The sequence below is a fragment of the Wolbachia endosymbiont (group A) of Cephus spinipes genome, from assembly GCF_964026895.1.
Taxonomy (GTDB): domain Bacteria; phylum Pseudomonadota; class Alphaproteobacteria; order Rickettsiales; family Anaplasmataceae; genus Wolbachia; species Wolbachia pipientis.
On sequence record NZ_OZ034713.1, the window covers coordinates 188,456 to 207,507 of the forward strand.

Sequence of the window (19,052 nt, forward strand, 5' to 3'; positions counted from 1 at the left end):
CTTTCTTAATATAATCCTTATCTCCAAACAATAAACCTGCAAGTTTCTTAGCTAGACTTGGTTTTAATGTCAAAAAAACTTGCTTTTAGACACTAACAGTTATATATTTTAATAAATCAGGGTTGTATACAAAATGAAGAGCTTAAAGGAATTATCCTTAAGAATTAAGAATATTAGGTCTGTACAGAAAACCACGAAAATAATGCAAATGGTTTCTGCAGCAAAGTTGTTACAAAGCCAAAAGAAGTTATTAAATTCAAAATTATATGTATCTAAGCTGCATAACATTATTTTTTCATTAATGCTATCAGTTGATCAAGAATTACTGGCAAAAATTCTAAATGTCAGTAACGACGGTTCTTACCTAGTATTCATTATTGCGTCTGATCGTGGCTTGTGCGGCAACTTTAACTCTTCTATTGTCAAATTTAGTCAAGAGCGTGTAAATAAGTCAATCGCAAATGGCAAAAAAGTAGATATTGTATTTCTTGGTAAAAAAGCTTTTGATGTAGGTAAAAATAGATTTGACTCTAAAAGTATCTTAAAAATTGAAAATAGTAAGGGAATCACGTTAAAGCACGTAGAAGCTTTGGTTGATGGTATAGATTTAAGTAAATACGATAAAGTTAAAGTTTTTTATAGTAAATTCTATAATACCTTCACGCAAAAACCAATGTTGGAAACAATAAAACCATGGAGTAAAGACTCATCCTTGATTGATAGCTCTCTGGCTGGTCCAACAACAGATTACGGCTATGAGTATGAACCACAAAATATTGAATTTATTTTAAAATCTTTGGTTCAAGATTACGTTGTAATTGCTCTTTACTCTGCTTTACTTGAAAGTGCAACGAGTGAGAATAGTGCTAGAATGGTTGCTATGGAATCAGCAAACAGAAACACTAAAGAGATACTGAACAAATTAGCATTGCTTTATAATCGTTCTCGTCAAGCAGCGATTACGACTGATTTAATTGAAGTTATAGGTGGTGCAGAATCTTTATAGAAATCTAAGGAATAGAAAATGAATATATTAAATATTGCAGCAGATATTACTAAACTAATAAAAAAGCAAAATCAAGATGCGGAAGTTACAATATATGAAACTAATAAGACTTCAGTTTCTCAGCGTCTATCAAAAATTGAGCAAATATCACAATCTAAAAATTGCACTGTAGGAATCAGAGCTATAGCAGGTAAAAACAAAGCTGCGTATATTTCTACAAACGATTTGAATAATCTGAGTGATACAGTAAGCCAAGTGGTAGAAATGGCAAAGAATGCGCCAGAAGATCCTTGCATTAATTTTGCTGTAAATGGTAGTAATTATATCTCTTCTGCAGATTTAAGTATCTCAGATAATAATGTTGTAACCGTTGATAACCTAAAAGAAATTGCTGAAGCTGCAGAAAATTCAGCCCTTGCACATAAGAGTATCACTAATTCTGAAGGAGCCTCTTCTTCATACGCTTTAGTGAATACAGTATTATCGACTGTTTCTGGTTTTATTGGCTCGTTTAGTAAATCAACCTTTGCTAATCAGGTCTCTGTTGTTGCTGGAAGAGAAAGTGAAATGAAGGTTGGTTACGATTATGATATAGCATGTAATTTTAGTGATTTAAAGTTGCCAGAGTTAATGGGAAAAGAAGCAGCAAAAAGAGCAGTTGATCAATTGAATTCACGTACAATGAAAACTGGTAAATTTCCAGTTATTTTTGAAAAAAGAGCAGCAAAAGGGCTAGTAAAAAGTTTTGCTTCTGCTATAAATGGGAGCAGTATTATAAGCAACAGTTCTTTCTTGAGGGGTAGTTTAAACGCTCAGATTTTCAACGATAGAATTAATATTATCGATGATCCATTGTTGCCAAGAGGCATAGCATCGAGACCATTTGATGGAGAAGGGATAACTAGCAAGAAAAATATATTTGTAAAAAACGGAATATTACAAAATTGGATTTTAGACTTATACTCGGCTAGAAAATTAGATTCAGAAACAACCGGAAGTGCAACTCGTGCAAGTAATGCTGCAGTTATTCCTGCAGCTAGTAACCTCTACATTGAGAATGGTGATGTATCGTTTGAAGAATTAATTCAGGAAGTGAAAGAGGGAATATATGTAACTGATTTATTTGGTTTTGGTGTCAATTTAATCAATGGCGATTACAGCCAAGGCGCTTCCGGATTTTTTATAGAAAATGGAAAAATAACGTATCCAATACATGAGATTACCATTGCTAGCAATTTGAAGGATATGTTTAGCAATTTAGTCGTTGCAGATGATCTAACTTTTTGTGGGCAATTTAATTCACCAACGATTAAAGTTAGCGAAATGACGGTTGCAGGTTCGCTTAACGATTAAAAAATTTATTTGCATCAAGTACAACAATTGTGTATTATTATCATGTAATGTTAAGAATAGACTATGGAGTATAAAGGTTTAGTTTCAATAGCTAAGCTTAAAGCATTCTCAATCGTAATTTCAAAGTTTTTCATCACATTAGTAATGTTAGTTAATAATTTAGGAGTTGTTTAAATGGAATTTGGTAATGTAAAATGGTTTAATGCCGAAAAAGGCTATGGTTTCATCAAGCCAGAAGGTAAAGGGGGTGACGTTTTTGTACATATTAGCACATTGGAACGTTCGGGAATAAGACCTGAGGCACTTAAAGGAGAGAATAAAGAGAAGGGAATAAAAGGAGAAAGGGTGAGTTATGAGGTTAAAGAGGAGCGCGGTAGAAACGGAGAAGATAAAAAATCTGCAATAAATTTAAGATTGGAAGATTAATCTATTATGAAGTCTTTTAACAGGATTAACGTATTGTGAATAATTTTCATGAGATGGGTCTCCCAGCTTCGCTTAGACAAGCTCTAGATAAAAATAATCTTTTCGTCCCAACTCCGATTCAAATACAAGCGATTCCCTTAGCGCTACAAGGTAAAGATATTCTCGGATCTGCTCAAACGGGGACTGGAAAAACTTTAGCATTTGCTATTCCGTTGGTTGCTAAGTTGCTGAATGAGCCTAACACTGGTTCAGCTTTAGTCATCGTGCCAACCAGAGAGCTTGCGCATCAGGTAACAAATGAGATAAGAAAACTCTTATCTCAAAATTCTGCACTAAGGGTCGCTTTGTTGATTGGTGGTGAGCCTATTTTTAGGCAGCTAAATCAGCTTCAGAAAAAACCACAAATTGTAATAGGTACTCCTGGTCGTATTATAGACCATATTGAGCGTAAAACTTTGATTACTCGCAATGTTAGCGTTCTTGTGCTTGATGAAACGGATCGTATGTTTGATATGGGCTTTGGAGTTCAGATTGAAGAAATTATGAAGCATTTGCCTAAAATAAGGCAAACTCTTATGTTTTCTGCAACTCTTCCTGGAGATATAGTAAAACTTGCTGAGAAGTACCTTAATCGACCAGAACGTATTTCTGTTGATTGTGAGGTTACAACTTCTGTAAAAATTAAGCAAGAAATTGTTTATGCATCAGAATCAGAAAAATATGAAAAGCTTGTTACACAACTATGTCAGCGCGAAGGATCAATCATTATCTTTGTCAAAACAAAGCGAGGAGCGGATCAGCTAGCTAACAGATTGCACAAAGATGACTATAGCGCTTTAGCAATTCATGGTGATTTAAGGCAGCACAAGCGCGAAAGGGTCATTAATTCTTTTCGTCGTGGCCGTAATCAAATCATGGTTGCAACAGATGTTGCTTCTCGCGGCCTTGATATTCCCCACATTCAACATGTTATCAATTATGATGCACCACAATCGCAAGCTGACTATATTCATCGTATAGGTAGAACTGCACGCGCTGGAGCTGAAGGGTATGCGCTATCTTTTGTTACACCTCAAGATAAGAGAAGACTGCCTGTACTGGCAGACAAAGAAGGAGAGCTAAATTTTGATTGTAGTGTGCAATTTAAAAAACGTAACAGCAAAAAGGTCTTTAAAAGGCCAAGTACGTTAAAGACTAAATACGGTAGAAAAAAGATCAATGCATTTAAGAAGAAAAGCAGAGTACTAGAAAAAGCGTATTAAATAGGATTTACCTACAATTTGATAAGCGTAAAACTCGTCATTCCGCTACTCATTAGCGGAATCTATGCTGAGATATTGCGGTGCTATGACGTAGATCCAGAGTGGGATTCAAATTGGCTACAGCGAACTGCTGGATTTCAAATTTTTTAATAATTGTGTGCTATTCATTATATATGAGTTCCCACTTTTAAAGAGAATAGGAGATGATTTCCAAAAACTTAGAGGCAAGTTTGAATAGAGCACTATTCATTGCTTCTAATTTTAATCTTAAATATGCGAAAGTAGAACATTTATTGCTGGCGTTAACTAAAGACGTGGATGTAAATTACGTTTTATCAAGATGTAATATCAGAGCCGATGAAATCATCAGTATGGATAACATTCTATCAAGATGCAATATTAAGGCTAATGATTATAATAATAATATAAAAGGGTTTTTACAAAGCAGTTCTGAATTGATTATCAGTGGAGTTAAACCTAGCTCAATGTTTCAATGCATAATACACAGAGCAATAATACGGGCTCATAGCTTGGGAAAAAAAGAAATAAATGGAGCAAATGTTCTAGTAGAAATTTTGTCTAGGCAAGACTTATACGTTGAAAATCTATTGCAGAAACAAAATGCGAAAGATTCCAATTTGATTTACCATATATCTAATATGAAATACTTGAGCGATATAGATGAATACACCACCAATCATAAAGTAAAACTTGATAAAAATAATGACGCTCCTACTACAGTAAATAAAGGTGAGCTACTAAAAGATGAGGAAATTCTACAAAGTTATTGTAAAAATTTAAATGACTATGCAAGAAGCAAAAAAATAGATTATGTTATTGGTCGTGATTATGAGTTAAATCGCACTATAGAAATATTATTGAGGCGTAGAAAAAACAACCCTTTATATGTTGGAGACCCAGGTGTTGGCAAAACAACAATAGTTGAGGGTTTGGTACTCAAGATCATTGAAGGCAGTGTTCCAAGTGCGCTCAGGTCCAGTATAATTTATGCTTTGGATTTAGGATCACTCCTTGCAGGGACACGCTACAGAGGTGATTTTGAAGAGAGAATAAAATCTATAATAAAAGCAATTGAGGCAAAACCAGGTGCTATCCTTTTTATTGACGAAATACACACTATCATTGGAGCAGGTTCTACAAGTGGTAGCTTTCTTGATGCAGGTAACCTACTCAAACCTGCGCTTGCAAGAGGTACACTGCGTTGTATAGGTGCAACTACATATAGAGAATACAGCGCTAGTTTTGAAAAAGATAAAGCACTAGCGAGAAGGTTTCAAAAAATTAATGTTAAAGAATCTTCTGTTAATGAAACGATAAAGATACTAGATGGCATAAAGCACTACTATGAAGGGTATCATGGAGTATATTATACAAAGAATGCCATTAGGTCTGCGGCTGAACTTTCGCATAAGTATATTACTGGGCGAATATTACCTGATAAAGCGGTTGATGTTATTGATGAGGCAGGGGCATATTGTAAATTGCTAAGAAACAGGGGTAAAATTGTAAATAGTAGAGATATTAAGAATACCATTACTAGAATTACAAATGTGCCTTGTGGATCTGAATCTGATGATTTGCAGAAAGTAAAATCTTTAAAAGCTAATCTAGAGAAGGTGATTTTTGGCCAAGAGCAGGCAATAGAATCTCTTGTTAGTTCTATTAAAATTGCTAAATCTGGGTTGAGAAATTACAATAAGCCTTTAGCAAATTATCTTTTTGCAGGACCAACCGGTGTTGGTAAAACCGAGCTAGCAAAACAATTAGCAGAAAGCATGGGCATGAATCTTATACGCTTTGATATGTCCGAATATATTGAATCTCATACGATATCAAGGATGATTGGTTCTCCTCCTGGATATGTAGGTTATGATCAAGGTGGATTACTCACAGAGTCTGTATCTAACAATCAATATAGTGTTGTGCTGCTTGATGAAATTGAAAAGGCTCATAGCGATATCTATAATATATTGCTACAAATTATGGATTATGGCTGCGTTACAGACACTTACGGACGTAAAGTTAACTTTTCCAATATAATTTTAATTATGACAACTAATGCAGGAGCAGTTGAACGCAGCAAAAGTTTTGTTGGCTTTGGGCATAAAAATTTTAACATTGGTGATAGTGAAAAAGCGATAGAACAGGTTTTTAGCCCTGAATTTCGTAATCGTCTTGATGCGATTATTTCTTTTTCCGACTTAAGTACGGATGTGATTTTGCATATTGTGGATAAATTTGTCCTAGAACTGAAAAAGCAACTGACACAAAAAGGCATAAACTGCTTGGTAGAGGATGAAGTGAAATCTTATCTTGTACAAATGGGTTATAGTAAGGAAATGGGAGCACGTCCGATAGAGAGACTTATTGAAAAAGAGATAAAAAGTTACTTAGCGGAAGAAATACTGAATCGTAAATTAATAAAAGGAAAGAAATTAAGAATCTATATGAATAAAGTAGAAAATAAAATTGCTTTTGATATAGTTTAAAATCCTTGTATTGAACTTCATCTTTGTTACAATCTATAACTTAAATTCAATTTGAATTATAGTGATAAGTGATAAAGTAAAACAAGTCCTAAGCTACTACGAAAGTGAAAACCCTGGGGTAAAAGCAAATCTTACTCGTATTCTCATGCATGGAAAGCTTGGCGGTACTGGCAAGTTAGTGATTCTGCCAGTAGATCAAGGATTTGAGCATGGTCCAATTAAAAGTTTTGAAGTTAACCCTGATGCTTATGACCCACATTATCATTTTCAGCTTGCGGTTGATTCGGGAGTAAGTGCATATGCTGCTCCACTTGGTATGATTGAAGCTGGTGCTGCAACTTATGCTGGAATGCTCCCACTTATTTTGAAACTTAATAGTTCCAACTCTTTACATTCAAAGGATCTAACCTCTGATCAGGCAATAACCTCTTCTGTGAAAGATGCGCTGCGTTTGGGCTGCTTAGCTGTCGGATTTACTATATATCCTGGTTCTGCTAAGTGTTTCGATATGATGGAAGAAGCCCGTGGAATCATAGCTGAAGCCAAATCTTATGGGCTTGCAGTAGTGCTATGGTCTTATCCACGCGGTGAAGGAATTTCCAAAGAAGGTGAAACAGCGGTTGATGTTATTGCCTATGCTGCACACATGGCAGCTTTGCTTGGCGCTAATATAATAAAAGTAAAACTTCCAACTAAATATTTGGAAAGGGAGAAAATAGAAACAGAAAATATTGAATCATTACCTAAAAGAATTGAATATGTTAAAAGATCTTGTTTTGCAGGAAAAAGAATAGTAATTTTTTCTGGTGGCGAGTCGAAATCGGTGAATGACATATGCAATGAAGCGAAAGAAATTAAGCAGGGTGGTGGTAATGGTTCAATCATTGGACGTAACACTTTCCAACGCAAAAGGGAGGAAGCTTTATCTATGCTAAAAGATATAATGGATATCTACACATAAAAAACGGCTGGGTGGCAGAATGGCTTATGCAGAGGACTGCAAATCCTTTTATACCGGTTCAATTCCGGTCCCGGCCTCTTTCATTTTCTATATCTTGTAAAAGTTGCTCAATTCAACAGTAGCTTTAAGTGTGTAACCTATAGAGAAAATTATTCATAAGTAAAATCAATTTCTTTTCAAGTTATGGTTATACTCTTATAGCGTTTCATGGTAAAAAATAAACTAAAAATAAGCAAAGTGTTTTACAAAATGATATTACGTGATTTATTGTTTTTACTGCCGCCCGAAGTTGCTCACTCTTTGGCAATTATGGCATTAAAGAAAATACCTTATAAGAATCCTATAGAGCTACCAGAATCTTTGAGTGTGAATTTTTTTGGTAATAAGCTCAGAAGCCCCGTGGGTCTGGCTGCAGGTTTTGACAAGAATGCAGAAGTTATAAGGCCTATGCTTTCATTTGGTTTTGGATTTATTGAAACTGGTACTGTAACTCGTAATCCACAATATGGAAACAAAAAACCAAGAATTTTTCGGTTAATTAAAGATCAAGGGGTAATTAACAGATTGGGATTTAACAATAAAGGAATAGACTACTTTCTTAAACAAATAGATAAAACCAAGCTTGATGATTGCATTTTTGGCATCAACATAGGAAAAAACAGTACATCAAAGGACCAAATCAGCGATTATGTTGACTTAATAAAGATAGTATATGGAAAAAGCAATTATATAGTGCTGAACATCTCATCCCCAAACACGCCTAATTTACGCAATCTGCACAATAAGCAAGAATTATTGGAATTGTTGAAATCCGTAACTCTAACCCGGAAATCAATTGATAATTCTAAATCCATACCAATAATATTAAAAATCTCACCAGATATAGATCAGCAAACGAAAGAAAATATCGCTGAGCTTGCGTTGGAATATAAGATTGACGGATTAACAGTGAGCAACACTACGATCAGTCGGAATAACTTACATTCCCACCACAACGAGAGTGGTGGGTTGAGTGGCAAACCGCTGTTTAAACTTTCAACCGAGTTATTGAGCGATATGTACAAACTTACTAAGGGCAAAATATTGTTGGTAGGATGCGGAGGAATCTCAAGTGGTGCTGATGCATATAAAAAAATAAAGGCAGGAGCTTCTTTGGTGCAGTTGTACACTGCTCTCATATACCACGGACCTCAAGTTGTAAACAAAATTAATCTAGAACTTGCAGAACTAATAAGGAGAGATGGATTTAGTAACATTAGTGAGGTGGTGGGTTGTATACATTAAACATCTTCTCTGTCACCTAAGTAGCCGACACTGGAATAACATCGATGAATCATTATTCAAATAATGGTTATGCAAGAAGTCTATTAAACTGTATATTTTGGAAGTTGTTGGTATTATTTTAATAAAACAAAACTAATTCTTTGGTATAAAGGTGTGGTAGGAAGTGTTATTCTTTTAAATAATGGGTATGAAGAGTTTGAATGATGCAATATCTAAGATCATTGATTATAAATTTACAAATTATGCAATATTAGAAGAGGCACTAACTCACCCAAGCGTAAATAAAAGGAATAGCAAAAACCAGATTGTAAGCTACGAAAGACTAGAGTTTTTGGGCGATAGTGTTTTGAATATGGTTGTATCTGCCACACTGTTTAAACTATTTCCTGAAGAAAAAGAAGGAGCATTGGCAAAAAGAAAGACGGATTTAGTTTGTGGCAACACCATTGCTAATGTTGCTAAAGAAATAAAATTAGGCAGCTTTATCATCATGAATAATAGTGAACGCTGCAATGGAGGGAGATGTAACTTAAAAAATTTAGAAAACTCGCTTGAAGCACTAATAGGTGCAATTTATATTGATGGCGGGCTTGAAAATGTTGAAAAATTTATTATCCAATATTGGGAAAAGCTAGCTAAAGGCATGCTTGACCCCCCTCAAGATCCTAAAACCTCACTGCAAGAGTGGACTCAGAAAAACAAATTGCCTTTACCAGAGTATGAGCTTGTAAAACAAACTGGACCAGCGCACAATCCTGAATTTACTATATCAGTTTGCATAGAAGATTATGGTAAAGTTTCTGCATGCGCTTCTAGTAAAAAGATTGCTGAACAAAAAGCTGCTGAGTTGATGCTAGAAAAAATTGGAAAAGACGCTTCAGTTTAGGCAAAATAGGCATTAATGTAAATTTTAAGGAAGCTAATAGCGTTTAGGGTAAATGGTCAATTTAAGGAGAAGCATAGTATTATTCATAAAAAAGTTGATCTACCAAAAATCAAGCCTTATGTAGTGGAATATCAATGGCTGTTGTCGGAGATGCGGAAAAAAAGAAGTAGCAAGTTACCAAAAGGTGTTATGCCAGATACATTTGGTCCAAGAGTTGTTTTGTGAAGTTGACAGAGTCAAGGAGAATGAAAGTTTTAAAAAATAGCATATTTTTTAATTATAAAAATTTGATATTAACTGTTGTTGGTTGATTGAGTAAAAACCAGTGAATGGTCACGTTAAAACATATTTTTAAATTTCTGCCAAAATCCTGGTTTATTATCATTAACCTTTGTAAATGTTATATTTAAACTGTATTTCGGATCATTTGGCACGTCGTATTTTATGCTAAATGTTGAAACTTTATCGTTATTGTAAATATGTACATCATCATATGATAGCTTTGTTGTGTAACACTTTACATACTTTTGCTTATCATGCACTAAATCACCTGACTCCCTTTCTAGTTCCACAAATTTCGTTTTTTTCTGACATTCCTTCATTTTTATTAAATCCTTATCTAGTGATATTGAAACTGGCAACGTATTTCCAGCATATTCTTTAGCTAAAAGTTCACTTTGAGGATACATTTTTATTTCCCTGCCAAAATGTGAGTCTATGAAATTATTACTCCAAAATTTATCGCCAGAATGCACGTACTCATCAGTAGCATACGGCACCCCACCATAATTGCATTGAACTTTGTAATCTCCAACACCGTTGTTTTGAAAAAAATCATGAATAGCAGTGTAGCTACCGGCAGCATCATTTATATAATCCATTACTTTATTCCTTAAATTTTTAGTTCATTATATCATAATCATTATGCCAATCAATCAAAAAAGCTCTCCCTTGCTGTTTTTAAAACTGATTTTGAGCAAGCGCTCTCGATTAGTTGGGAGCGTATTTGTAAGATTGTGACATTCGTGCCTCCCAGTTTTTCACATACTGCTGAATCAATTCAGGATAATCTGTAATAATTAATAAATTTTCAGCATTTCCTTTTTTAGCTGTCTTACTAAGGTTAAATGACCCTGTGATGACTTTTTGATTGTCAACAATCATTATCTTATTATGAGCAATCTTTGGCTTATCATCGATCCAAATTGGTACTCCACCTGAAAATAATTCATTTATAACACTATATTTTGAGTAGAGTTGCGATTTATCTAAGATGACTTTAACATCAACACCGCGTTCTTTAGCATTAATCAAAGATTTTGCAACTGTTCCAAGAGTAAATGTATATTCTTGAACTAAGATAGATTTTTTAGACTGATCTATTACGTTGATTATCGGTACAGCACAATCTTCTCCAGGTGAAAAGCAAACCGTAGCTTTTGGGCAGGGCGAAAATATAAAACCCGCATAGTAATACAGAGAAAAACACATTAACAAGAATAAAAAGTGAAAAAGCCTCACAACAACCCACCCCCGGATATACGGCGATAGGCTACATTATAATTTAATCACCTGTCAATAGACTTCTTGCATAGTTTTTGGCAACAACCGTTAGAAACGAAAAAACTTACTTGACAAACTCCGCCAGCCCCCTTATCATGAAACTGAAGGTATTCAGTTATCTTCATCTGTGCAGATTAAACAGCAAGAAAACAACGTAGTTGGCGTCTTATTTTTAATTTTTTGCACTATGTGCACCTTATGTCTTCACAATATTTCTAGGTTTTTACCTACACAAGCTGAAACGCGCTTATAAGTCGTTTAAGACAGTATAGTACGCCAATTTGCAGGATTAGGGAGTGACAACTAGCTAACACGGGGTTTCTTTTGCCTTTTTTTCTGCTTAGTAAATTTCTTAAACATTTAAACTAAGGTGAGTTGCATTTAAAAGCAGCTAAATTGCAGTGTTTAAGACTTAAAAAACGCCAATGTTCTAAAATAGATATTAGCTGGGGCTTCTTTTGCCTTTTTTTTCGCTTGGTAAATTTCTTAATGTTTATAGCTAACATGAAGCTAAGTACGAACTTTGTTAAATACAACAAATGGTGTCATCCCAGTGCTCCTTTTTTTGTCATCCGAGTAGCTGACACTGGGATCTATTTTGCATGTAACTCCAATTGTGTTTTGGCATAAAACGCGACGCGTATTAGACTTATTTGCAAGCAAAGCTTGCTAGATCCAAGTAGTCAGGGCACTGGGATGACATCATAGGGACACTGGGATGACACCCTGACAATCGTCATCCCGCTACTTGTTAGCGGATGAGATACCGCGGCGGTATGACGGTTCGTGGCGGTATAATGAAGCTTGAAAGCGGATCACCTTTCACGACCCGTGTTTACTTCATTCACTTTAGGAGTATTAACAGGCGTTATTGCCGGGTTCTCAAGCTTTGTTGCCTGCTTCAAACCCTCGCTTACACTTTTGTCCTTTAAAATTTCATCAAGCTGCTTACTCTTTTGTTGCTCTTCGTTATTTGACGTATCTCTTTGAGCATCTTCTCTCATGTCATGAGTATTCTCCACACTCTTTTCATCCTCACCCAAAAGTTTTTCTAATATTTTCTTAACAAAGCGCTTCAGAAGACTCAAAAACCCTTCTTCTTTTTGATTTTCTTGTGGTTGAGGCGTGGTATCTTTTTTGTCCGGCTCAGTGTTGAGCTTCTCTTTTACAGAACTCTTGCTCACTGAGGGACTAACGATGTGCTCTGATGGCTGTGTATCTGTTTGTACAGAAGCCTCAGAAGTCTTTTTTTGTCCACTCTGTTCAACACTTTTACCTTCTGTTGTAGTTTCTCTAAGAGTGTTAGCTGCTTCTTGAAATTTTTTGTCATTTTTTAATTCTGCAACTTTTTCACTTGTGAAGATGCCCTTCCCTTTATATTGTTGGTCAAGCTCAGCAATTCTTTCAAAATCTTGACGTGCTTTTTCATCTGCACGTCCTTCTTGACTTTCAAGTTTCTGATTCAATTCTGCAACGTTTTTCATTTTGTTCTCAAGCTCCTTACTTTTCACAGCTTTTAGAGCCTTTGTTCCTTTTGCGATATAATTAACCTTCTCTTCTAATGAAGTACCTTCTGGAAAAGCACCTGGAGAACGTTCAAAGACGTCTTTAAACTTTTTTTCAACACTTTCTTGAGATGTCTGGGCCATACCTATTACCTATTAAAACATATCATATAACCAGTATATTAGCTAATTATATAAAAAACAGTTAACATAACTTGTGGTAGAGCGTCCTATTTATATCTTTTTCATTAAAATGCTATTTATTTATTAACTTAAAATATATAACAATATAGAAATGAAAAACAGCCCATTAGCAGTAGTATTCGATTGGGATAATACCTTAGTTGACACTCAAGATAATATTTTTAATGCTATTAAGCATACCATAAACTCAATGGGGTATAGTAATAAAGCTGCTGATAGAAATTCCCATGAGTCGAGAAAGAGCTATATGGTCAATTTATTTGGCGATCAGTGGAAAAAAGCGAATCAGATATATCAACAATACTTAGATAATGCGCTATTACAAAACATTGCTCTGAATCAAGGAGTAGAGGAAATGTTGCAGACACTGAAAAGCCACAATGTTTATCTAGCAATAGTAAGTAATAAGAAAAATACTAATTTACGTGAAGAAGTTACCTATTTTAAACTGGATTCTTACTTTGAAAGAGTGGTTGGGTCATGCGATACCGCGGAAGATAAACCATCTGCAACCCCACTGCTATTTGCACTAGAAGAGAGTACGTTGCCTATAAATAGAGAAAATGTGTTTTTCGTTGGTGATAGCATCACAGATGTTCTGTGTGCACAAAATGCCAATTGTTTACCTATTATATACGGTCAATCAATAAGCGGTTATGAAGATTTGTTATGTTTTCAACATTTTGATAAACTTACAGATTTTGTAATAAAGTATTTAGAAGATAGGTAATGACAGAGATTGCCAGCATAAAAAGGCGCTTTTGCGCGTATTTAATAGATGTAGCAATTTTATTAATTCCAACTTTATTAATTATACTGCTATTAGAGGATTCTCCGTTGATCTTACATCTATCATACATGTGTGTAAATTGTAGTTACTTCACATATTTTATATCTTCAAAGGCCCAAGCAACTCCCGGCCAACAGTTACTGAATATATATACTATCAATTTAGATAATTCTAAAATAGACTTGAATTTAGCGTTTGACAGAAGCACTTCCCAGTTTTTTCTTCCTTTGTTAAACAGTGTAGCAGTTATCCTTACTGAATTTTTGCAAGATCAGGAAGTATTAGTGAATGTCTTGAGTGCATTGAAAGTAATGATAGTGCTGCTCACTCTCTGCTGGTATCTAGTTGCTTGTTTTTCTAAAAAGAAACAGACATACCACGACATGCTATTTAATACGGTTGTTATCAAAGGAACTATTAAATGAGTTGCTATAACTATCGTTATCATATAAATTATGCTGATGAATTGAACTAAGGGAAGATTATGAATGAAGAGATAGTAAAACATTTGAATAAATTATTGACCAATGAGCTGACTTCTGTACGCCAGTATCTTTTGCATTTTGCGATTCTCAAAAATAATGGAATTAATAGACTTGCAGAAAAGGTAAAAAATGAGCTTAACGAAGAACTTGAACATGCAAACAAGTTGGCAGAAAGAATTTTGTTATTTAAAGGAGTTCCAAATTTTCAGGATACAAACGAAATATCAAAGCATGATGGAAAGTTTACAAAAGACACAATACGGAAAATCTTAGAAGCTAATTTGAAATTAGAGGGAAAAGGTATTAAGGATATCAAAGAAACGATTTCTATCGCTGAGAAAGAAAAAGATTTTGTTAGTGTAATGTTATTAGAAGAGATGTTAAAAAATGAAGAAGAGCACTTCCATTGGATTGAGAAACAGATTGACCTTATTGAACTAATGGGTGTTGAAAACTATTTAAGAACACAAATATAGAGTGTTAAAAAAAATAGTATTTATTTTAATTGTACCTTGCTTGCTCCTTTTTTTATTAGGATTATGGCAAGTATTCAGATTGAACTGGAAGAATAATATTATCAAAAATATGAGTCTTCCAGTTGTTCATCTATTGCCCAATAACGACCTTGAAAAATTTAACTATAGGCATGTCAAGATCGATGGGATTCTAAGTGACATAGAACTATATGTTTTTGCAGGGCAATATGGATATCATGTGTTATCTCCTATGCTACTTACTACTGGAAATTATATGCTAGTGAACAAAGGAATAGTTAAAGAAAAAAAAGAGGAAAGAGCAAAAATTGAAAAAGTAGCTGCAGGTGGAGTTTTATATTGCAATAGCAGTAAAAGCAAAAATTGGTTTATCAAGAACGATACTACTTCGAATACATGGTTTACCCTGAGTACAGAAGAAATTTCCAATGAGTTAGGTATTAAGCTAGAGAAGTGTATATTGTGGCCGAACAATTTTGGCAGCAAAGTAGCTATACAGCCAATGAAGCATTTGGAATATGCAATCACTTGGTTTGCACTTTCCTTAATTTGGTTGATTATGTGCGTAATTTACTATAGGCAAAACCTCAATAAAGCTTGAAGCTTTCTGTACATAAAATTAGAGAAGTAGTTATTCATCTTTATCACTACCAAGGTCTTTTAACATACTGTAATTGCCTTTTCTGAATCTACTTTTTAAAGACATAACTCCACTTTCGCTAATACCACTAAGGCTCAGTGCAGCTCCACCTAGCTGCAATCCTATCTCAGATGTTTCAGGAATAATTTTACTAGCTCCTAGATCTCTATAAACCTCCACATTACTCAGATCTGGTAAGCGTATTACAATATTTACATGCGGAAAATTTGCTGCAACTAAAGAAACAACTTTTTTTATAGTAACTTCATTCTTTATTGAAATAACGAGAGCTTGAGCTCTTTCTATTCCTACCGATTTTAAAATTTCACATCTTGTAACATCTCCAAGATATATAGGAAAACTATCACTTTTTCCTTCTTTGACTATTTTCGATTGAATATCTACAACAACGTAACTTAAATGCTCTGCCGTAAGCATTTTTGTTACCATATATCCCACTCTACCAAATCCAGCAACTATCACATGGTTATAAAGATCTTGTGTATCTGTTTCAACAGCTTCATCATCTAATATTGTTTTCTCAGTGCTAAATGAGTTTGCTATCCAATCTCCAAGCCCTGATAAAAGAGGAGTGAAAGCCATGGTTACTGTAGTTACCATCATAAGTACTTGAGCGATTTCACTTGGTAGCACATTTAGCTCATCTGCTAAGCGAAATAAAATAAACGCAAATTCACCGCCTTGTGAAAGCAGTAACCCAGCTTGTATAGCAGGTGCACTCTTAAACCCAAAAAATCTACACAATATATATATAATAGATGTTTTTAAAACGATAAGGATAATCGATAATAAAGTAATTAGTGGTAACTTATTGAGTAAAAGTTCGGTATTGATGGACATACCAACAGTCATGAAAAATAAGCCAAGAAACAAATCTTTAAATGGCAATACTGCGTGTTCTACTGAGTGTCTATATTCTGTTTCTGCAACTAACAATCCAGCAACAAATGCACCTAATGCTAACGATAAATGGAATTGCTCAGTAATAAATGCTGCTCCTAATACTATTAAAAGCGTTGTTGATATAAAGATCTCATTACTTTCCATTTTAGCAATAACCGAAAATAAAGGTCTAAGCAATAATCTACCAGTTATAAATATCAGCACTAATGCAATAGCTGCTTGCACCAATGAACCTGCCAATGAGCTTATCAGGCTGTGCTCAGAATTGCCAGTAAGTAAAGGTACCAATACTATTAATGGTACCACTGCAAAATCTTGCATTAATAGCACTGCTATCGACAATCTACCAACCTGACTTGCTTGAGAACCTTTTTCTTGCAGAACCTGCAACACTATTGCTGTTGAGGATAGCGCAAGCCCACCACCAATAACTGTTGCTATATTCGTATTCACTCCGAAAGCAAGAGCGATGCACCATATTGCTACCATGGTAACTATAACTTGAAGAGAACCGAACCCAAATACATGAATACGCATAGCGATCAGGCGTTCAAATGTCAATTCAAGGCCTATAATGAATAATAGAAAAACTACACCAAATTCTGCAAGATTATCCATTGCTTCAGCTGAGTGTATCAGATTAAATCCGTGAGAACCAATAACTGCACCTGCAACGAAGTAACCAAGCACTGGACTAATATTCATTTTCCAAAATGCTATGACTATAAACACAGCAGCAGAAAGCAAAATTATAATATCAAACAAATGCTGAGAGCCACTGTGCATGATATTTAACCTGTAGAATTAGACCATTTAATTGAGCAGCCAATACTTGATTTTTGGTCAATTGGAGAATTACCAGTTTCTGCAATAAATTTCATAGCTTGAAATAAGTCACTACTTCCTACTTCATAGCTTTGAACCTTTTCTTTTTTTGCGTTGTTAAAACGTCCACGATAGCAAAGGTTTAAATTGGAATTAAAGCCGAAAAAGTCAGGAGTGCAAACAGCCCCGTATTCTTTAGCTATTTTCTGTGTACTATCAATTAAATATGGAAATGTAAACTTATTTTCCTTGGCAAAATTAATCATATTTTCAAAGGAATCTTCTGGATATTCATTTACATCATTTGGCATTATTGCAATGGTGTTTACCTGATAATCTTTTTTCAATTGATCAACATCGCTTACCAGATTACTAATAATTGACTGAACGTAAGGACAGTGATTGCATATAAACATTACAATAAGACCATTTTTTCCACAACAGTCACTTAATGTATAGTATTTATTGTCTACTCCCAAAAGATTAAAATCTTTTGCAGTAAAACTAAAATCGACTTTAGGAGTATTCAGAGCAACCATAGACTATTATTATACCACATGTAATTTACGGTCTTATTATTTAAATGTCAAACGGTTTCTATGTATACTGTTTGCATATTCTTTTTTAGTATTATAATTATAAAACTTATGTTCATAACTTTCGAAGGAATAGACGGCTCTGGTAAAACAACACAATCTAAGCTACTTGCAAATCATTTTAAGCAAATTCACGGCGAAAATAATGTGGTATTGACTCGAGAACCAGGTGGCACTAACTTTGCAGAAAAGATAAGAGGAGTGTTGTTAACGAATAATATTGATCCTATTTCTGAACTCTTGCTACTTATTTCGATGAGGCGCGAACATATGAAAAAATTAATATTACCAGCTCTTGCAGAAGGAAAAATAGTGATTTGTGATCGGTTTATTGATTCAACTATTGCATACCAAGGATATGGGCTTAGTGTTGATTTAGGGCTAATAAGGGACTTACATAAGTTAGTAGAAATTAAATGTCCAGATATTACATTTATTCTAGATATTGATGTTAAAGTTGGGTTAAATAGAGCAAAAGACAAGAATAAATATGAAGAAATGGATGTTAATTTTTACAATAAGGTCAGAAAAGGATTTCAGGAAATAGCCATAAAAGAGCCCGTTAGGTGCAGTGTTATCACTGGAATTGAAACAAAAAATGATAATCACGTACACAATGAAATTATTGATAAAATCACCTAGCTTGTGATAGAAAATTATCAATTTCAGGTAACATTATTTCATATGAATAACTTTTTGTTTGAGTAGCTAAAAAATCCTGTATTTTGTCTGGATCTTCTTCACTTATCATCTTATATGCCCTTGCGAGGTTCATTAATTCACTTCTATTTTTTTTATTGCTTACTTCAGTAATAGTAAAAAATTGATCAAAATGGTCTAAGAGGTCTTTATTTTTTATTGAAGACACAATATTGTCAATTTCTTTCACATATAATGCAAGTTTGTGTGCTTTACTACGATCTTCAAAACAAAGATTAACAAGCACGTTACGAAACCTATCTTTCGTAGTACTTCTCACTTCTGCTAATAAGGACTTAATATTTTCTTGGCAATGCACTCTCTTTACCGATTCAGCCGGTTCAACCATACCAAGAACATTCTTTACCAAAGATTTTTCTTCACAACTAAATATGAACATGTAATAACCCATCGATAAAGTGAAGAGCAAGAACATAGCCGGAAGTAAAAACGGAGCTAATACATTTTGTGACGCAGGGAAAATAAACCAGGTAACAGTTGCTATTGACACAGTTACAAATAATCCTGATAAACATAATTGTGCTTTTCTTCTATAATTCTGATCAATAACTGTACTTACACCAATAGAAGCTATATCAATCATTACTCACACCTCATTAAACATTAATACTAACTGAA

Annotated in this window: 19 protein-coding genes and 1 tRNA gene; 14 read left to right on the forward strand and 6 right to left on the reverse strand. The window is 34.4% G+C overall.

The annotated features are described in order from the left end of the window. Positions 1–133 precede the first annotated feature (133 nt). The 9 genes from atpG (at position 134) to rnc (ending at position 9,688) form a co-directional block, all read left to right on the forward strand. A complete protein-coding gene (gene atpG, locus AAGD59_RS00950) occupies positions 134–1,006 on the forward strand; it encodes an ATP synthase F1 subunit gamma (protein ID WP_010081973.1) in 873 nt (290 codons plus the stop codon). A gap of 18 nt (positions 1,007–1,024) precedes the next feature. Further along, positions 1,025–2,359 carry a TldD/PmbA family protein gene (locus AAGD59_RS00955; protein ID WP_010081974.1) on the forward strand — a complete coding sequence of 445 codons (1,335 nt, stop codon included), beginning with the start codon at positions 1,025–1,027 and terminating at the stop codon, positions 2,357–2,359. Between the two features lie 174 nt (positions 2,360–2,533). After that, on the forward strand, positions 2,534–2,785 hold the full coding sequence (locus tag AAGD59_RS00960; protein ID WP_006279919.1) for a cold-shock protein: 252 nt from the start codon (positions 2,534–2,536) through the stop codon (positions 2,783–2,785). 35 nt (positions 2,786–2,820) lie between these two features. Further along, a complete protein-coding gene (locus tag AAGD59_RS00965) occupies positions 2,821–4,047 on the forward strand; it encodes a DEAD/DEAH box helicase (protein WP_015589458.1) in 1,227 nt (408 codons plus the stop codon). Positions 4,048–4,250: 203 nt separating this feature from the next. After that, positions 4,251–6,557, forward strand: coding sequence for an AAA family ATPase (locus AAGD59_RS00970; RefSeq protein ID WP_265027914.1), 2,307 nt, complete (start codon positions 4,251–4,253; stop codon positions 6,555–6,557). Positions 6,558–6,621: 64 nt separating this feature from the next. Beyond that, positions 6,622–7,518 carry a class I fructose-bisphosphate aldolase gene (locus AAGD59_RS00975; RefSeq protein WP_041573616.1) on the forward strand — a complete coding sequence of 299 codons (897 nt, stop codon included), beginning with the start codon at positions 6,622–6,624 and terminating at the stop codon, positions 7,516–7,518. 5 nt (positions 7,519–7,523) lie between these two features. Then, positions 7,524–7,595: transfer RNA gene (locus AAGD59_RS00980), tRNA-Cys, on the forward strand. 130 nt (positions 7,596–7,725) lie between these two features. Further along, the gene (locus AAGD59_RS00985; RefSeq protein ID WP_015589461.1) at positions 7,726–8,802 is read left to right on the forward strand and encodes a quinone-dependent dihydroorotate dehydrogenase; all 1,077 of its coding nucleotides are present in this window, start codon (positions 7,726–7,728) and stop codon (positions 8,800–8,802) included. 187 nt (positions 8,803–8,989) lie between these two features. Further along, positions 8,990–9,688, forward strand: a complete 699-nt coding sequence (gene rnc, locus AAGD59_RS00990) for a ribonuclease III (protein ID WP_006279914.1) — start codon at positions 8,990–8,992, stop codon at positions 9,686–9,688. 338 nt (positions 9,689–10,026) lie between these two features. Here rnc and AAGD59_RS01000 read toward each other — a convergent pair whose 3' ends face one another. The 3 genes from AAGD59_RS01000 to AAGD59_RS01010 form a co-directional block, all read right to left on the reverse strand. Next, on the reverse strand, positions 10,027–10,569 hold the full coding sequence (locus tag AAGD59_RS01000) for a hypothetical protein (RefSeq protein WP_006279913.1): 543 nt from the start codon (positions 10,567–10,569) through the stop codon (positions 10,027–10,029). Positions 10,570–10,678: 109 nt separating this feature from the next. Beyond that, complete coding sequence (locus AAGD59_RS01005; protein WP_015589462.1) at positions 10,679–11,209, reverse strand: phospholipase D family protein; 531 nt, start codon at positions 11,207–11,209, stop codon at positions 10,679–10,681. A gap of 857 nt (positions 11,210–12,066) precedes the next feature. Then, a complete protein-coding gene (locus AAGD59_RS01010) occupies positions 12,067–12,900 on the reverse strand; it encodes a hypothetical protein (RefSeq protein WP_015589463.1) in 834 nt (277 codons plus the stop codon). A 151-nt stretch (positions 12,901–13,051) separates the two neighbouring features. Between AAGD59_RS01010 and AAGD59_RS01015 the strand changes: the two genes are divergently transcribed. Genes AAGD59_RS01015 through AAGD59_RS01030 form a run of 4 tightly spaced genes read left to right on the forward strand, consistent with a single transcriptional unit; the run spans position 13,052 to position 15,330 of the window. Continuing rightward, positions 13,052–13,690, forward strand: coding sequence for an HAD family hydrolase (locus AAGD59_RS01015; protein WP_015589464.1), 639 nt, complete (start codon positions 13,052–13,054; stop codon positions 13,688–13,690). Next, complete coding sequence (locus AAGD59_RS01020) at positions 13,690–14,175, forward strand: RDD family protein (protein WP_015589465.1); 486 nt, start codon at positions 13,690–13,692, stop codon at positions 14,173–14,175. Before AAGD59_RS01015 ends, AAGD59_RS01020 begins: the two co-directional genes overlap by 1 nt. Positions 14,176–14,234: 59 nt before the next feature. Then, the gene (gene bfr / locus AAGD59_RS01025) at positions 14,235–14,711 is read left to right on the forward strand and encodes a bacterioferritin (protein WP_007549093.1); all 477 of its coding nucleotides are present in this window, start codon (positions 14,235–14,237) and stop codon (positions 14,709–14,711) included. A 1-nt stretch (position 14,712) separates the two neighbouring features. Then, positions 14,713–15,330, forward strand: a complete 618-nt coding sequence (locus AAGD59_RS01030) for an SURF1 family protein (protein WP_015589466.1) — start codon at positions 14,713–14,715, stop codon at positions 15,328–15,330. 30 nt (positions 15,331–15,360) lie between these two features. Here AAGD59_RS01030 and AAGD59_RS01035 read toward each other — a convergent pair whose 3' ends face one another. Both AAGD59_RS01035 and AAGD59_RS01040 read right to left on the reverse strand, forming a co-directional pair. Beyond that, positions 15,361–17,079 carry a monovalent cation:proton antiporter-2 (CPA2) family protein gene (locus tag AAGD59_RS01035; RefSeq protein ID WP_141456699.1) on the reverse strand — a complete coding sequence of 573 codons (1,719 nt, stop codon included), beginning with the start codon at positions 17,077–17,079 and terminating at the stop codon, positions 15,361–15,363. Positions 17,080–17,084: 5 nt separating this feature from the next. After that, the gene (locus AAGD59_RS01040) at positions 17,085–17,657 is read right to left on the reverse strand and encodes a thioredoxin family protein (RefSeq protein ID WP_015589468.1); all 573 of its coding nucleotides are present in this window, start codon (positions 17,655–17,657) and stop codon (positions 17,085–17,087) included. 108 nt (positions 17,658–17,765) lie between these two features. On the opposite strand from AAGD59_RS01040, the gene tmk reads away from it, so the two are divergent. Continuing rightward, on the forward strand, positions 17,766–18,356 hold the full coding sequence (tmk, locus tag AAGD59_RS01045; RefSeq protein ID WP_015589469.1) for a dTMP kinase: 591 nt from the start codon (positions 17,766–17,768) through the stop codon (positions 18,354–18,356). Here tmk and AAGD59_RS01050 read toward each other — a convergent pair. Continuing rightward, positions 18,349–19,017: a hypothetical protein gene (locus tag AAGD59_RS01050; protein WP_007548786.1), complete on the reverse strand. Its 669-nt coding sequence runs from the start codon at positions 19,015–19,017 to the stop codon at positions 18,349–18,351. The genes tmk and AAGD59_RS01050 overlap by 8 nt on opposite strands. Positions 19,018–19,052: the final 35 nt, after the last annotated feature.

What these genes read in the sequence shown, in the direction of transcription:
- atpG (WP_010081973.1), top strand. Translation starts at nt 134, where the DNA reads ATGAAGAGCTTAAAGGAATTATCCTTAAGAATTAAGAATATTAGGTCT.
- AAGD59_RS00955 (WP_010081974.1), top strand. Translation starts at nt 1,025, where the DNA reads ATGAATATATTAAATATTGCAGCAGATATTACTAAACTAATAAAAAAG.
- AAGD59_RS00960 (WP_006279919.1), top strand. Translation starts at nt 2,534, where the DNA reads ATGGAATTTGGTAATGTAAAATGGTTTAATGCCGAAAAAGGCTATGGT.
- AAGD59_RS00970 (WP_265027914.1), top strand. Translation starts at nt 4,251, where the DNA reads ATGATTTCCAAAAACTTAGAGGCAAGTTTGAATAGAGCACTATTCATT.
- AAGD59_RS00985 (WP_015589461.1), top strand. Translation starts at nt 7,726, where the DNA reads ATGGTAAAAAATAAACTAAAAATAAGCAAAGTGTTTTACAAAATGATA.
- rnc (WP_006279914.1), top strand. Translation starts at nt 8,990, where the DNA reads ATGAAGAGTTTGAATGATGCAATATCTAAGATCATTGATTATAAATTT.
- AAGD59_RS01000 (WP_006279913.1), bottom strand. Translation starts at nt 10,569, where the DNA reads ATGGATTATATAAATGATGCTGCCGGTAGCTACACTGCTATTCATGAT.
- AAGD59_RS01010 (WP_015589463.1), bottom strand. Translation starts at nt 12,900, where the DNA reads ATGGCCCAGACATCTCAAGAAAGTGTTGAAAAAAAGTTTAAAGACGTC.
- AAGD59_RS01015 (WP_015589464.1), top strand. Translation starts at nt 13,052, where the DNA reads ATGAAAAACAGCCCATTAGCAGTAGTATTCGATTGGGATAATACCTTA.
- AAGD59_RS01020 (WP_015589465.1), top strand. Translation starts at nt 13,690, where the DNA reads ATGACAGAGATTGCCAGCATAAAAAGGCGCTTTTGCGCGTATTTAATA.
- bfr (WP_007549093.1), top strand. Translation starts at nt 14,235, where the DNA reads ATGAATGAAGAGATAGTAAAACATTTGAATAAATTATTGACCAATGAG.
- AAGD59_RS01035 (WP_141456699.1), bottom strand. Translation starts at nt 17,079, where the DNA reads ATGCACAGTGGCTCTCAGCATTTGTTTGATATTATAATTTTGCTTTCT.
- AAGD59_RS01040 (WP_015589468.1), bottom strand. Translation starts at nt 17,657, where the DNA reads ATGGTTGCTCTGAATACTCCTAAAGTCGATTTTAGTTTTACTGCAAAA.
- tmk (WP_015589469.1), top strand. Translation starts at nt 17,766, where the DNA reads ATGTTCATAACTTTCGAAGGAATAGACGGCTCTGGTAAAACAACACAA.
- AAGD59_RS01050 (WP_007548786.1), bottom strand. Translation starts at nt 19,017, where the DNA reads ATGATTGATATAGCTTCTATTGGTGTAAGTACAGTTATTGATCAGAAT.